11 protein-coding genes are annotated in these 14,395 nt (G+C 72.7%); 6 read left to right on the top strand and 5 right to left on the bottom strand.

All coding sequences use genetic code 11. From position 1 onward, the window contains the following. The first annotated feature begins 67 nt into the window (after positions 1-67). From AW270_RS34670 to AW270_RS34680, 3 genes are read left to right on the top strand one after another with little or no spacing between them, the layout of a single operon-like run. Complete coding sequence (locus AW270_RS34670) at positions 68-1,183, top strand: glycosyltransferase (RefSeq protein WP_157523099.1); 1,116 nt, start codon at positions 68-70, stop codon at positions 1,181-1,183. Beyond that, entirely contained in the window at positions 1,180-2,184 is a 1,005-nt protein-coding gene (locus tag AW270_RS34675) for a hypothetical protein (protein WP_061300367.1), read from the top strand. The genes AW270_RS34670 and AW270_RS34675 overlap by 4 nt, the downstream gene beginning before the upstream one ends. Continuing rightward, entirely contained in the window at positions 2,181-3,659 is a 1,479-nt protein-coding gene (locus tag AW270_RS34680; protein ID WP_061300368.1) for a glycoside hydrolase family 130 protein, read from the top strand. The genes AW270_RS34675 and AW270_RS34680 overlap by 4 nt, the downstream gene beginning before the upstream one ends. A 194-nt stretch (positions 3,660-3,853) precedes the next feature. Here AW270_RS34680 and AW270_RS42235 read toward each other — a convergent pair whose 3' ends face one another. After that, on the bottom strand, positions 3,854-4,405 hold the full coding sequence (locus AW270_RS42235; protein ID WP_369409016.1) for a hypothetical protein: 552 nt from the start codon (positions 4,403-4,405) through the stop codon (positions 3,854-3,856). A gap of 62 nt (positions 4,406-4,467) precedes the next feature. Here AW270_RS42235 and AW270_RS42240 point away from each other — a divergent pair, with 62 nt between their 5' ends. After that, complete coding sequence (locus AW270_RS42240; protein ID WP_061300370.1) at positions 4,468-4,671, top strand: helix-turn-helix domain-containing protein; 204 nt, start codon at positions 4,468-4,470, stop codon at positions 4,669-4,671. A 167-nt stretch (positions 4,672-4,838) separates the two neighbouring features. Here the strand turns inward: AW270_RS42240 and AW270_RS34695 are convergent, their stop codons facing one another. The 3 genes from AW270_RS34695 to AW270_RS34705 are packed head-to-tail and all read right to left on the bottom strand — an operon-like array spanning position 4,839 to position 9,680. After that, positions 4,839-6,866, bottom strand: a complete 2,028-nt coding sequence (locus AW270_RS34695) for a DUF4132 domain-containing protein (protein WP_061300371.1) — start codon at positions 6,864-6,866, stop codon at positions 4,839-4,841. Between the two features lie 14 nt (positions 6,867-6,880). Further along, the gene (locus tag AW270_RS34700; protein ID WP_061300372.1) at positions 6,881-9,286 is read right to left on the bottom strand and encodes a DUF4132 domain-containing protein; all 2,406 of its coding nucleotides are present in this window, start codon (positions 9,284-9,286) and stop codon (positions 6,881-6,883) included. A 1-nt stretch (position 9,287) separates the two neighbouring features. Then, positions 9,288-9,680: a hypothetical protein gene (locus tag AW270_RS34705; protein ID WP_061300406.1), complete on the bottom strand. Its 393-nt coding sequence runs from the start codon at positions 9,678-9,680 to the stop codon at positions 9,288-9,290. Between the two features lie 89 nt (positions 9,681-9,769). Between AW270_RS34705 and AW270_RS34710 the strand changes: the two genes are divergently transcribed. Then, positions 9,770-12,589, top strand: coding sequence for a DEAD/DEAH box helicase (locus AW270_RS34710; RefSeq protein ID WP_157523101.1), 2,820 nt, complete (start codon positions 9,770-9,772; stop codon positions 12,587-12,589). Between the two features lie 34 nt (positions 12,590-12,623). Further along, positions 12,624-13,424: an SWIM zinc finger family protein gene (locus AW270_RS34715; RefSeq protein ID WP_061300374.1), complete on the top strand. Its 801-nt coding sequence runs from the start codon at positions 12,624-12,626 to the stop codon at positions 13,422-13,424. A 12-nt stretch (positions 13,425-13,436) separates the two neighbouring features. On the opposite strand, the gene AW270_RS34720 is transcribed toward AW270_RS34715, so the two are convergent. Beyond that, on the bottom strand, positions 13,437-14,375 hold the full coding sequence (locus AW270_RS34720) for a diacylglycerol/lipid kinase family protein (RefSeq protein WP_061300375.1): 939 nt from the start codon (positions 14,373-14,375) through the stop codon (positions 13,437-13,439). Positions 14,376-14,395 lie beyond the last annotated feature (20 nt).

The following is a 14,395-nucleotide window of genomic DNA, read 5'->3' on the forward strand; positions in this document are numbered from 1 at the left end:
GATCTCATCGAGCGAGCCCGCGATGGCATGTCACCGTGCGCGGGCGCCCACCGGAAGGCTTGGACAGTTGGCCCGCTCTTACGGCTTCCTCAGCACCCATCCCCCTACACGATGCGGACTGGCGACCTTCAACTCCGCCCTGGCCGCCCACCTCAACGGGGGTCACGGCATCGTCCGCGTCACCGCTGAGGGCGATGACGAACGGCCCCTGCCGGGGGTGGTGCACACCTGGGCGGCCCTTGAGCCCGGCGGCTGGTCCGACGCCGCCACGGCCCTCAACCGCCACGACGTGGCCATCGTCCAGCACGAATTCGGCATCTACCCCGGCGCGGACGGCCGGGACCTGCTGCCGCTGCTGCGGAGGCTGTCGGTGCCGAGCGTCGTGGTGCTGCACACCGTGCTGGTCCGGCCGACCCCCGCCCAGAAGGTGCTGCTGGAGGAGATCGCCGACGCCGCGGGGGCGATCGTGCTGATGACCGGCACCGCCCGTGACCGGCTGCTGGCGGGTTACCGCGTCGACCCGGCGAAGGTCTCGGTGATCCCCCACGGGACCGCCGACCACATGCGCGTCCCCGCGCGGCGGCACGCCCGCCCCCACCTGCTGACCTGGGGGCTGATCGGGCCCGGCAAGGGCATCGAGTGGGCCGTTCGGGCGCTCCCGCATCTCGGGGACCTCGCGCCGACGTACACGATCGCCGGGAAGACCCACCCCAAGGTGCTGGAACTGCAGGGCGAGTCCTATCGGGACGGCCTCCGCGAGATCGCCGGCCGGCTGGGGGTGGCCTCCTCCGTCCGGCACGACGCGGTCTACCGGGACCAGGAATCGCTGAGCCTGCTGGTGCGGTCGGCGGACGTCGTCGTCCTGCCGTACGACTCGACCGAGCAGGTCACCTCGGGGGTGCTGATCGAGGCGGTGGCCGCCGGGGTGCCCGTGGTCGCCACCACGTTCCCGCACGCCGTGGAGCTGCTGACGGACGGTCCGGGACTGCTGGTGCCGCACCGGGACCCCGTGGCGCTCGCCGCCGCCGTCCGCCGCGTCCTCACCGAACCGGGGCTGGCCGACGAGCTGACCGGGCGGACCCACGCGCTGGCCTCGGCGCCGCTGTGGCCCTCGGTCGCCGCGCGCTACGCCGCGCTCGTGGGGTCGCTGCCGGCCGAACGGCCGACCGCGGCGTTGCGATGATCCCTTCGCCGCCGGGGTTCCGGCATCTCGTCCGGCTGAGCGACGACACCGGCCTGTTCGAGCACGCGCGGCACGCCGTGGTCCGCCGCGAGCACGGCTACTGCACCGACGACGTCGCCCGGGGGCTGGTCGTGGTCAGCCGGGAGCCGAGCCCGTCCCATCGGCTGATCCGGTTGTCGGAGTCGTACCTGACCTTCCTGACCCACGCGCAGGACGAGTCGGGCGCTTTCCGCAACCGGCTCGGGTTCGACCGGCACTGGTCCGACGAGCCGGGGCTCGGCGACTGGTGGGGGCGGGCGATGTGGGGCCTCGGCACCGCGGCGGCCCGCAACGCCACCTCCTGGGTGCGGCAGGAGGCGCTGGCCGCCTTCCTCACCGGGGCCCGGCAGCGGTCTCCTCATGTCCGCGCCATGGCCTTCGCCGGGCTCGGCGCGGCCGAGATGCTACGGGCCAACCCGGACAGCGCGGTGGCCGCCGAGCTGCTGACCGACGCCGCCGAGGCGATCGGCACCCCGGCCGAGGATCCTTCCTGGACGTGGCCGCAGCCCTTCCTGGCCTACGCCAACGCCGCGCTGGCCGAAGTGGTCATCGCGGCCGGCGAGCTGAGCGGTGACCGGCGGCTCCTCGGCAGTGGCCTGCGGTCGCTCGCTTGGCTGTGCGGCGCCCAGACGCGCGAGGGCCGTTATTCGGTCGTCCCCGTCGGCGGCTGGCGGCCGGGTGAGCCCCGGGCCCGCCACGACCAGCAGCCGATCGAGGTGGCCGCGCTCGCCGACGCCTGCGCCACCGCCGCGCTGGCCTCGGGCGACCCGTCGTGGCAGGAGGGGATCGTCCGGGCGGCGGCCTGGTTCCAGGGCGACAACGACGCCGGCGCGCCGATGTGGGACCCCTCGACCGGCGGCGGCTACGACGGCCTGACCGAGAACGGCCCCAACCTGAACCAGGGAGCGGAGTCCACCATCGCGCTGATCTCCACCATGCAGCGGCACCGGGAGCTGCCGTGACCGGCGGCGATCTGGCCACCCGGCTCCCCCAGACGATCGCACCGGACCCCCGCCGGGTGATCGTCAAGCTGTTCGTGCCGGGCGAGGACGCCGCCCTCACCCGGACGAGGGCAGCCGCGCTGATCGAGCGCATCATGCTGCTCGGCTCGGAGGCGACGGCGGACCTGCTCCACCGGACGCTCGAACGCTTCGGCGCCCGCCACGACGACCTGGAGGCGACCTTCGCCCACCACTGCGACTTGGTGGGCCACCGGATCCCCCGCGACGCCGAGCTGCCGGCGCCCACCCGTCTCCTGGTCGGCGCCTACTTCAGCCACGAGTACGCCGTCGAGGCGGCGGCGCTCTGCAACCCCTCGATGGTTCCCCACCCCGACCAGGCGGGTCTCGATCCCGGCTGTCTCCGGGTGGCGGTCAGCCTGCGGCAGATCGGCGAGGGCCACCTGTCGTCCATCGGCTTCCTCACCGCCGTGGTCACCCCCGGCCCCGCCATGGTCCTGGACGACCGGTGCGGCCCGCCGTCCGTCGGGCACAGGCACCCGACGCGGCACCGCCGCGACCTGCTGGCCGCCGGTCTGTCGGACGACGCCTGGGACAACGAGGCCTCGGCCGCCATGCTGGAGTCGCTGCCCGACCGGTTCACCGACGACGACTTCGAACAGGCCGTCGCCCGCCTGCCCGCCGACCTGCTCACCCGCACCACCACGCAGCGGACCCTCGACGAACTGCGCAGGGCCACCCGCGCCGACTACGCGGTCACCTTCCCGGTCGGCCTCCCCCTGCACCGCCGGGTGCTCTGGCCCGCGATCGAGGCCGAGTCCAACGGCATGGAGGACGCCCGCTTCGTCAAGATCCGCGAGGAGGACGGCCGGGATTCCTACCGGGCCACGTACACCGCCTACGACGGCCGGCACATCCGCTCACACCAGATAGCCAGCGACGACCTGCGCCACTTCGAGATCACCCCGATGCGCGGCCCGGCCTCGGTCAACAAGGGCATGGCCCTGTTTCCCCGCCAGGTGGCCGGCCGCACCCTGGCGCTGTGCCGCTCCGACGGCGAGACGATCGGCCTGACCACCCTCGACGCCCACCACATGTGGCAGGCCCCGGTGCCCCTTCACACGCCGCGCCACAGCTGGGAGCTGATCCAGGTGGGCAACTGCGGGTCGCCGATCGAGACCGAGCACGGCTGGCTGGTCCTGACCCACGGCGTGGGCCCGATGCGCGACTACGCGATCGGCGCCCTGCTGCTCGACCTCGACGAGCCCGACCGCGTCATCGCCGAGCTCCCCGGCCCTCTGCTGAGCTCGCGGGGCCCGGAACGCGACGGCTACGTCCCCAACGTCGTCTACTCCTGCGGCGGCCTGCTGCACGAGGGCGTCGTGTGGATTCCCTACGGCGCGAGTGACACCCGCATCGGGTTCGCCACTGTGCCCCTGGCCACCCTGATCGAGGCCATGCGACCGGACGTCCTCTGATCAGGGACGACTGCGCGTGGCCGAAACCGGTCGCCGACCTCATCAGCGACCCGCGCTTTCCCCGGCCCACGAGGCGGAGACCCCTTCGGGCGGTCAGAGAACTGTCGCGGTGCCGCCGAGGAACGGCCCGTCGTGCCGCGCTGACGCACCCGCCATGACACCTGAGCACGACCACCGTTCGGTCGACAGATCAGTCACAATTCCGCGATAAGGGAATACCTTTCCTCGCGAGTATTTATGGCGGATTTAGAGAAAATCCCGCGACGACGACTTTGTCCATTGTCGTCGGTCGTTGTGCCGCGGCCATGCGCGGCGGGCTGGGCCTGGTCGCGAGCGTCGCCGGGCTGCTCGGGGTGACACTCCAGCTCGGCTACAGCCCCGGCGCGCACGCCCTGGAGGCCAACGCGCGCAAGGCCATCGCGCTGCCGGAGAGCCGGGCGGAGCTGGCGGCGGCGGGGCTGGCGGCGAAGGCCGTGCACGCGGACCTGCTGGAGCGGCAGCGGGCCGTACGGGAGATCGCGGCCGACGTCCTGCTCCTGGACCTGGAGCTGTACGGCCACCGGGAACTCGACCGCGTCCACGAGCTGTGCCAGGAGGGCCGGAAGGTCATCGTCTTCTCGGTCCTGGACGCGGGCGCGGCGGCCTTCCTGGCCAAGCACGAGAGCGGCGACTACTGCGTCGAGGTGATCAAGGACGTGGCGGCGGGCCGGCTGACCGTCACGCCGAGCATGGCCGGCGCGATGCACGCCGACGACCGGCGCAGCTCTCGCCCAACGAGCGCAAGGCGCTGCTGCTGTGGTTCCAGTCGATGTCGAAGGCCTCGGGGGCCCAGCGGATGGGGATCACCGAGTCGACGGTGCGTCCGTACATCATGCGGGCCCGCGCCAAGTACGCCGCCGTGGGCCGGCACGCCACGTCCAAGGACGCGCTGCTGGCCCGCGCCATCGAAGACGGGCTGATCACGACGGCGGAGGTCCGGGAGTACCGGTCGCGCGCCCGTCGGGACGGCTGAGGCCGCGCGACCCGGAGGATCAGGGCGCGCGGCGATTTGCGTTCCGCGCGGACACGTCCCAGCATGGCCCGGGTGAAGCCCTGGGTGAAGGTCGTCTGTCTGGTCCTGGTCGTGAGTCTCGCCGGCGCGGCGCTGGTGTCGGCGGTGGATCTCTTCCTGTCGTTCGTCTAGAGGCTCCGGATCTGGCGGGTGATCGACGGATCGGTGATAGCGGTGTCGTCCGCCAGCAGGAGGGCCTTGCTGATGATCAGCGACAGCCGCCCGTCCTCCTCGAACGGCAGGAACAGCCCCTTCGGCGACGACCGGCCGGCCACGACGCACAGGTAGGCGTCGTCGGGCTCCATCAGGACGTTGGCCGAGCCGAGGTGGATCTTGTAGGTGCGCAGGTCGCCCCGGACCACCAGGAAGCGGCCGGTCAGGGTGCAGCGGTCGGCGACGGCGAGGCGCGGCAGCAGCCGGGCCAGGGCGTCGCGGCGGACCTCGGCGGAGGACGACAACTCGGCGACCGCGCCCCTCCGCCAGTAGTCGCGCAGGCGGCCCGATTCCCGGTCGGCCCACCCGGGATCGGCCGCGATCGAGGTGACCCCCACGAACAGGTCGACGTCGCGCATCGCCTCGCTGAACAGCAGCGGAGGGACCTCCGCCAGCGGGACGTCGCGCCAGCCGTCGTCCCACTCGTCGACCGGCTCGACGCCGGACGGCCGCTGGAAGCGGACCTCGCCGGTGACGGCGTGGTCCGCGTCGTGCAGGCTGTGGGCAAGGGTCGCCCGCCATCGGCCGCCCGCCAGGAGGCGTCTGGCCCGGTCGTCGTAGCCGCCCTCCCAGTGGCCCATGTAAGGGGCCTGCCAGCCGCGGTCCTTCAGCAGCGCGTAGAGCCGGGAGTAGACCACGACGTGGTCCGCGAAGCGGAGCGAGGTGGTCCCCGCCGCCTCCTCAGCCGGGGTCAGCGGGTAGATCTCACGGAAGGCCTGCTTGAACGGCTGCTTGATCTCCTTGTGTTGGACGACCTCCCGCCAGGCCCGCACCTCCTCCACCGTGGCCCGCGCCGGATGCCACAACCGCACCGGCACGTCGGGGACGGTCAGGCCCAGCTCGGCCCGCCACACTCCCGGTTCGACCTCGAACTCCCAGATCACCCGGTCGGCCATCGGGTTGCCGGCCAGCTGGCGGTAGGGCGGCGGCGTCGCGCTGGTGTATCCGGCCTCCAGCGCCCGGGCCAGCGTGACCTGGTGCTGCCTGGCCTGCTTGACCAGGTCCCTCAGGCGGGTGACCTCCTCGGGGTGGTCGCGCCGGACGGCGGCGGGCACCGACTTCACCTTCTTGTCGCCGTGCCACCACGACAGTTCGACCCCGTCGTCCACGGAGATCACCGCGACGTGCTCGCCGACCTGCCGGCGCAGCCGCCCGTCGGGCATCCGGAACGCGACGTCGAGGCGCTCGGCGAGTGCGGAGACCATGCGCTTGAGCTTGCGGTCGAGCTCCTTGATCACGCCCGCGTGCCGGGCGATCCGCCGGGCGGTCCGCATGGAGTTGATCGCCTCGGGGGTCGGCAGCTCCTCGACCGCGCGGGCGATCTCGTAGAGCAGCGCCATCGAGGGCAGCGTCCTGGCCTGGGTGGGGGCCACCGCGATGCCCCGGACGAGACCGTCGAGCACGTCGGGCAGCCAAGGCTCGTCCCGGTGGAGCGCCACCCGGACGGCCCGGCCGACGGCGGACTCGTCGCCGTCGAAGGCTTTGGTCGTGTACGGGATCTCGCCCGCCTGGACGGCCCGCGCCCTGGCCTCGGCCGCCTCCACCGCGACCCGGGCGAACTCGACGTAGCCCGGCTGGTCGGCCAGCCAGTCGAGCGTCGCCACGGGCGTCGGCCGGAACATCACCCCGTCGTCCCGGGGCGACGTCTCTCGCGGCGACGAGTCCCAGCGTCGGGGGTCCCAGCTGGTGATCAGCGTCCTCTGGCCCGCCGCGATGGCGCCCACCTGCTCGGCGAAATGGGCGCGTCCGTCGTCGTCGAGACCGGCCAGTCCGGCGGCCACGAGGGCGGGGAGGCTCCACGGCCCGGCCAGCAGCCGTTCGGCCAGGGCGCGGCCCGGCTGGGAAAGCCGTCGCAGGTCGGCGTCGGGGAACGCGGCGGGCCACTGCGCGGGGTCGCGCCACGGCCCATTGAGCAGGGCGGAAAGGCCCTGGGTGATGTCCATGTCCGTCATTTCGGTCAGGTGCGGAGCTGATGGGTGATGGTCGGATCGGTGATCGCGGTGTCGTCGGCCAGCAGGAAGGCCTTGGACAGCACGACCGACAACATGCCGCCCTCCTCCTCGAACGGGAGGAACACCCGGTCGCCCGCCCCGGTCGGGACGATGCACAGGTAGGCGTCGTCGGGCTCCATCAGGATGTTGCCGGAGCCCAGGTGGATCTTGTACGTGCGCAGGTCGCCCCGGACGACCAGGAACCGGTCGGTGAGGGCGCAGCGGTCGGCGATGGCCAGGCGGGGCAGCAGCCGGGCCAGCGCGTCGCGCCTGACCTTGGCGCTCTCGGCGAGGTCGCCGAAGCCGTAGGACCGCCAGTAGTCGCCCTCGCCCTCGGGGTCGAGCCCGGTCGAGGTGACGCCCACGGCGAGATCGGCGTCCCGCAGCGCCTCCGACAGGTCGAGCCGCGGGACCTCGGTCAGCGGGACCAGGGTGGCCGGGTTGTCGTACTCGCGGTAGAGGCCGTCGTAGAAGCGCAGGTCACCGCTGACGCAGATCGACGCCAAGTGATCGTCGTCGTAGGGGCCCAGGTGGAAGTCCCAGGCGGCGGTGAGGCCGCCGGGCAGCCGCCTGGTGGCGGTGCACCGGTCGGATCCGCCCGCGCCGTCCCACCAGCCGAGCGACAGGCCCGACCAGCCGCGCTCGGTGATCAGCGCCTTGGCCTGGCCGTAGCGGAGCAGGTGGCCGGCGAAGCGGCGCGAGTGGTCGCGGGCGCCCTCCTCGGCGGGGGTCAGCGGGTAGATCTCGCGGAAGGCCTGCTTGAACGGCTGGCGCAGACCCCGGTCGAGCAGGTGGTCGCGCCAGACGCGCACCTCGTCGGGGGTGTGGCCGAGCGGGTGCCACAGCCGGACCTCGGTCTCGGGGCCGGGCTGGATCCGGTCTCCCGCCGGGCCGGTCAGCTCCCACGCGCCGCCGACCTGGACGGGCAGCCCCGCCGGGCCCTGGACGATCTCCCAGATGAGCGTGCGGGCGAAGAATCCGGTGACCGGGTGGTCGAGGTAGAGCGCGCGGACGTCGTGCCAGCTCCAGGTGCGCCCGGCGGCCAGCGCGCGTTCGACCCGGAACCGCTCGGCGGGGAGGGCCTTCTTCAGCTCCTTGGCGGTGGCCCGGAACTCGGCCAGCAGCGCGCGGTCGACGCTCTTGGGGACCGTCTTGCGGCCCTCGAAGGTGATCGCGCCGGTCACGGAGAGGGTCAGCCCGTCGCGGGTGCGGGTGCCGTCGGGGCCGAGGCCGAAGGCGGGCACGGTGCGTTCGAGGAGCTGGTCGGGGGTGAGTCCCTCGCGGGCGCCGATCGACTCCAGGATCCCGGCGACCTTGGTCAGGATGCTCTTCCTGCGGACCTTCGCCTGCACCCGGGCGAGAGGGGCGACCACGTCGAGGCCGCCGATCCGGTCGAGCACGTTGAGCGCCGCGTTGGCCACCCGCTCGTTGCGCGCGTTGGGGCCGGAGCCGCCGATCCCCGTGCCGGTGGCCAGGGCGACCTCGCCGAGCAGGCCGACCGCCCAGGGCTCGTCGACGACCTCGCAGGTCCAGAGCATGCCGCGCAGGAGGTCGGCGGTGCGCTTGTCGAGGTAGGTGACGACGTCGCGGTAGCCGTTGTGCCACGTCTGCTCGCGGTAGCCGGGCACCCGGCCGAGGACCTCGCGGAGCAGGGCGGTGCTCTCGGGGGTGAGCAGCTCACGGGCGCGGTCGGTCCAGCCCTTGGGCGGGGTGGCCGTGGTGGCGGTGATCCAGTGGCGCAGCAGCGGGAGCGAGCCGGCCGCGCCGAGACGGGCGCCGTACTCCTCGCGCAGCAGGGCGGCGAAAGGGTCGACGGCGGGTACCGCGGCGTGCGCGGCCTCGACCGGATCTTCGGCCAGCTGCGCCGCAAGGAGATCGTGGAGGACGCGCCGCGCCGTCGAATCCGCGGGATAGACGACCCCCGCCATGTCCTTGCGTGCCTGGAGGAGGAGCGGCAGCAGGGGCCCGAGCTCGGTGGGTGTCAGGTCTTTGATCGCGGCGATCGGGACGCGATAGCGATAGTCGGTCAGCGGCTTGTCGGGGAGGGCCACGACCGCCCTCCACAGCAGGTCGCGCTGGTCCGGCGTCCACTTCAACTTGCGCTGGGCCAGCCGCAGGTCGGTCTCGTTGCCGGTGACGCCGTTGGCGGTGTGCCTGATCAGGTGTGCCCACAGGGCCATGGCCCTCCATTCGGGCTCGCCCCAGCCGGTGGAGTGCTGGTCGACCAGTCTGAGGTCGACACGCAGGTGGTGGGCGTCGTGGCCGGGAGTCAGCAAGGTGTCGTCGAAGGAGGCGAACAGCTCCAGCGTCGCCGGGTCGAGCTCGTCGAGCCAGTCGCGGTGCCGCGCCGGGAGGCCGTCGAGGACGCCCATGTCAGCCCCCGACCAGCGGCACGAGCTTGACGAACGACACCACCGGGTCGGCGACCAGGTCGATCTCGGTGTCGAGGTCGAGGATCTGCCGGTCGCCGACCAGCAGCAGGAAGCCGTTGCGGCCGAAGGCGGCCTCCGCCGCGTCGGCCTGGCGCTCCCAGTCGAGCCGCCGCGCCGCCCGCATGCGGTAGCCGTTGAGCTCGGTCTCGGCCTCGGTCGGCTTCACCAGGCCCCGGAAGTGGTCGGAGGGCGCGGCGTTGTGACGGGCCACCTCCTCCCGCACCCGCAACCGGACCAGTTCCCGGGCCGAGATGCGCTCCGGCAGGTCGGGGAGGGAGAACTCGGCCAGCGCGCGGCCGGTCGCGGTCTCGTCGCGGAACGTCACCAATGCCATGGGGGGCACCTCGTCGTCGGGAGGGAAGATCATGTGATCGCGTCATTCTTAGCAACGGCTCCCGACAGAATCGGGGGTAGCTTGTCCTGATGCTGGTGCACGCGGTCTGGGCCGGGGGGCGGGCCGGATTCTGGGCGGAAGGCTCGCCGCGCCCCGCGACGTCGGAGATCCACCCTTTCGCCGAACCGCCGGAGGAGCTCGACGGGCTTCCCGAGGAGATCGTCGTGCGGCTGCCGTCCGACGCCGACGGGCCGGTGCACTCGTCGTTCACCACGGCGACCCACCTGCGCGAGTGGTCCCTCCCCGCGGTCTTCCCCGACGCGCTGCCGGAGCTGGAAGAGCCTTCCGGTTCCGTGCGCTTCCTCGCCGCCCTCGACGACTTCGCGCGTGACCTGGTGAGGAGGGGCCGCGTGCTGCCCGGCCTGGTCGGCGACGAGGCCCGCTGGCGGCCCGTGCTGACCGGCGCCGACGCCACCCGGGCCGGTGAGCTGGCCGCCGCGATGCCGCCGGTGTTCCGGTCGGCCGACGCGCGGCCCGCCCGCGAGCTGCTGGCCGAGGCGCTGACCCGGCTGGCCGACCGGACCGTGCGGCAGACGCTCCCCGACCGCATCCTCATGGGCCACCGGCCGGGGAAGCGCAGCCCGATCGCCGACCAGTGGGCGGTGAAGCTCATCGGCGACGACACCCGCCTGGAGGGCGACCTCGCCGAGCTGCGCGGGGAGCTCGACCGGTGGCACGCCGCCGCGCACGCCTTCGACGGCCCGGCCAGGGCCGCCTTCACCCTCAGGGAGATCGGCGACGACGGGTGGGAGGTCGGCTTCTCGCTCCAGTCGTCCGACGACCCGAGCCTCGACCTGCCGGCCGCCGAGGTCTGGCGCGGCGCGCGGCTGCCCGGGGTGGTCGCGGAGAACGAGCTGCTCGCGGGGCTGGGCCGGGCGGTCCGGCTCTATCCGGATCTCGACCGGGCGCTGCGCGAGCCCCGGCCCGAGGCGCTGCCGCTCGACACCCGGGGCGCGTTCGCCTTCCTGAAGAACGCGGCGCCGCTCCTGGGCGCGGCCGGGTTCGGCGTGCGTCTCCCGGCCTGGGCGGGGAGGACGAGGCTGGGGCTCAAGCTCACCACCCGTTCACGGCAGGGACCGAAGGCGGTCGGCGGCCAGGGGTTCGGGCTCGACCAGATCGTCGACTTCCGGGTCGATCTCGCCGTGGGCGACCAGGTCATCTCCGAGGAGGAGCTCGCCGAGCTGGCCCGGCTGAAGGTGCCGCTGGTGCGGGTGCGCGGTCAGTGGGTCGAGCTCGACGACCGGCAGCTCAAGGCCGCGTTGAAGATCCTGGAGCAGCGGCGGGAGGGTGAGCTGTCCGCGCGCGAGGTCATCAACGAGGTCGTGCTCGGCGGTGACGACGACCTCCCGATCACGGCGGTCGACGCCGACGGCCTCCTCGGCGACCTGCTGTCGGGCGAGGCCGATCGACGGCTGGAGCCGGTGCCGGTGCCTGCGACGCTGACCGGCACGCTCCGCCCGTACCAGCAGAGAGGCCTGTCGTGGTTGAGCTTCCTGTCCGGGCTGGGCCTCGGCGGGGTGCTGGCCGACGACATGGGCCTCGGCAAGACGATCACGACGCTGTCGCTGCTGCTGGCGGAGCGGGAGCAGGGCACGCCCGCGCCGACGCTGCTGGTCTGCCCGATGTCGCTGCTCAGCAACTGGCAGAAGGAGGCCGCCCGGTTCGCCCCGAGTCTGCGGGTGCACGTCTACCACGGGTCGGGCCGCGAACTGGCCGACGCCGACCTGGTGCTGACCACCTACGGCACCGCGCTGCGCGACGTCGGGAACCTGGCCGCCCGGCAGTGGGAGCGGGTGGTCTGCGACGAGGCGCAGGCGATCAAGAACAGCGCGGCCCGGCAGGCGCAGGCGGTCAGGTCGATCGGGGCCCGGACCAAGCTCGCCCTCACCGGCACCCCGGTCGAGAACCACCTCGCCGAGCTCTGGTCGATCATGGAGTTCTGCAACCCCGGCCTGCTCGGTTCGGCCCGCGCGTTCCGCGACCGGTTCCAGGAGCCGATCGAGGTGCGCCGCGACGAGAACGCCGTGGCCGCCCTGAAGCGCGCGACCGGCCCGTTCGTGCTGCGGCGGCTGAAGACCGACAAGTCGATCATCACCGACCTGCCCGACAAGCTGGAGATGAAGGTCTGGTGCACCCTCACCCCCGAGCAGGCCACCCTCTACCGCGCGGTCGTCGACGACATGATGGGCCGCATCGAGAGCAGTGACGGCATCGAGCGGCGCGGCAACGTGCTGGCCGCGATGACCCGCCTGAAGCAGGTTTGCAACCACCCCGCCCACCTGCTGAAAGACGGCTCGCGGCTGCCCGGCCGATCGGGCAAGCTGGCCCGCCTGGAGGAGCTCTGCGAGGAGATCCTGGCCGAGGGCGAGAAGGCGCTGGTCTTCACCCAGTACGCCGAGTTCGGCTCCCTCCTGCTCCCCCACCTGGAGGCCCGCCTCGACCGGCCGGTGCTCTGGCTGCACGGCGGGCTCGCCAAGAAGCGGCGCGACGAGCTCGTCGACCGCTTCCAGACCGACGACGAACCGATGATCTTCCTGCTGTCGCTGAAGGCGGCCGGCACCGGCCTCAACCTGACCGCCGCCAACCACGTGATCCACGTCGACCGGTGGTGGAACCCGGCCGTGGAGAACCAGGCGACCGACCGGGCGTTCCGCATCGGCCAGACGAAGAACGTGCAGGTCCGCAAGTTCATCTGCACGGGCACCATCGAGGAGCGCGTCGACGAGATGATCGAACGCAAACAGGCCCTGGCCGAGAGCGTCGTCGGCACCGGCGAAGACTGGATCACCTCCCTGTCGACCGAGCAGCTCAGAGACCTGTTCACGCTGGGACCGGAGGCGGTCGCATGACCCGGCCGACCCCGCATCGACACGAGGCGGTCCGATGAGCCCCGTCGGGAGAGACGGCTGGTTCGAGGCCGGGACGCCCATCAAGGTCGAGGGCGGGATCAGGGCGCGCGGCCGTCGCGGCACCCTCGGGGAGAAGTGGTGGTCGCGGCGGTTCGTGGACATCCTCGAACGCGTCTGCGATGCCGGGCGGCTCGCGCGCGGGCGGGCCTACGCCCGCAAGGGCCAGGTCGTCTCCATGTCCGTCGGCGACGGGATCGTCGCGGCCCTGGTGCAGGGGTCGCGCCCCGAGCCGTACACGGTCGAGATCGAGATCGAGGCTTACGGCCACGACGCATGGGCGCTGCTCGAAGGGGTCATCGCCGGTCAGGCCGGTCACCGGGCCCGGCTGCTGGCCGGGGAGATGCCGACGGAGCTCGACGCGCTGTTCTCCCGCGCGGGCTTCCCGCTCTTCCCCGAGCAGGGCGAACTGGAGATGACCTGCGGCTGCCCCGACTGGGGCAATCCGTGCAAACACGTCTCGGCGGTGCTCTACCTGCTGGCCGAGGCGTTCGACGACGACCCGTTCCTGGTGCTGGCCTGGCGCGGCAAGCCCAGGGAGCAGCTCTTGGACGACCTCCGCATCCCCGCCGACGAACCGCTGGAAGACCGGCTCGCCGACTTCTACGCGCTCAACGTCTCGGCCGCCCGCCTGAAGGGCCCCCGGACCCCGGACACCCCGCCCGACCTGCTGCTGCGGGCGCTCGAACCACCGAAGGTGAAGGTCAGGCACATCCCCCTGCTCGACCTGCTCCGCCCGGCCTACCGGAGCTTCACCGAACCGCCGGGCGACGGCTGACCTGCGGCCGGCTCAGGTGTCGACGAAGCCCTGCGGCACCATGACGCGCACCCCGTTGGGGATCGTCTTGATCACCAGCGGGGTCATCAGCCGCACCTCGCCGTCGATGTCGGCGGCCATCGGCGGGTCGGTCTCCAGGAGCATCTCCTTGCCGACCACGAACGGCCCGCCCGCCAGGCTCCGCCACTTGCCGGTGGTCGCGCGCAGGAACGTCTCGCCGAGCAGGCGCAGGCGCTTGCCCGACCCGAGCTGGTAGGCGACCAGGTTGCGGTTGTCGATGGAGATGTCGCTGGCGATCTGCCAGCCGCCGTGGAAGCGGCCGTTGGCGATGTTGAGCTGGTGGGTGAGCAGCTCGTGGCGGCGGCCCTCGACGGTGATGAACGCCCGGAACGGCGTGTGGCCCGGCAGGATCGTCAGCGCGGTGAGCGGGTAGGCGGCCCGGCCGGCCAGCTTCTTCAGCCACGGCTTGACGGTCCCGGCGACCTCGACGGACACCCCGAAGCTGGCCAGGTTGGCGAACGGGCGGTCGCCGCACAGGCCGAGGTCGATGTCGGCGACCTTGCCGTCGGTGAAGACGCGCACCGCGCCCGCGCGGGTCAGCGGCAGGCCGAGGCTGCGGGCGAAGTTGTTGGTCGTGCCCAGCGGCAGCACGCCCAGCGCGACGTCGCGGTGGGCGATGTGCTTGATGGAGCTGGACAGGGTGCCGTCGCCGCCGCCGACGATGAGCAGGTCGGGGCCGAGCCCGAGCGCCTCGTCGAGCCGGTCGCGCAACCGGCGTGGGTCGTCGACCGGGAAGACGCCGAGCGGCGAGAAGCCGGCGTCGCGGATGAGCCGGACCACTTCCGCGAAGTGCTTGCGGCCGCGGCGGGATTTCGTGTTCACGACGACGGCGGCCCGGCGATTATCCCGGATGGCCGCCGTATGGTCGGGCTTGCTCCGCACCCTGCACATGGTAGTGCCCGGCGGTCTCC

The sequence above is a fragment of the Herbidospora cretacea genome, assembly GCF_001570605.1.
Classification (GTDB): domain Bacteria; phylum Actinomycetota; class Actinomycetes; order Streptosporangiales; family Streptosporangiaceae; genus Herbidospora; species Herbidospora cretacea.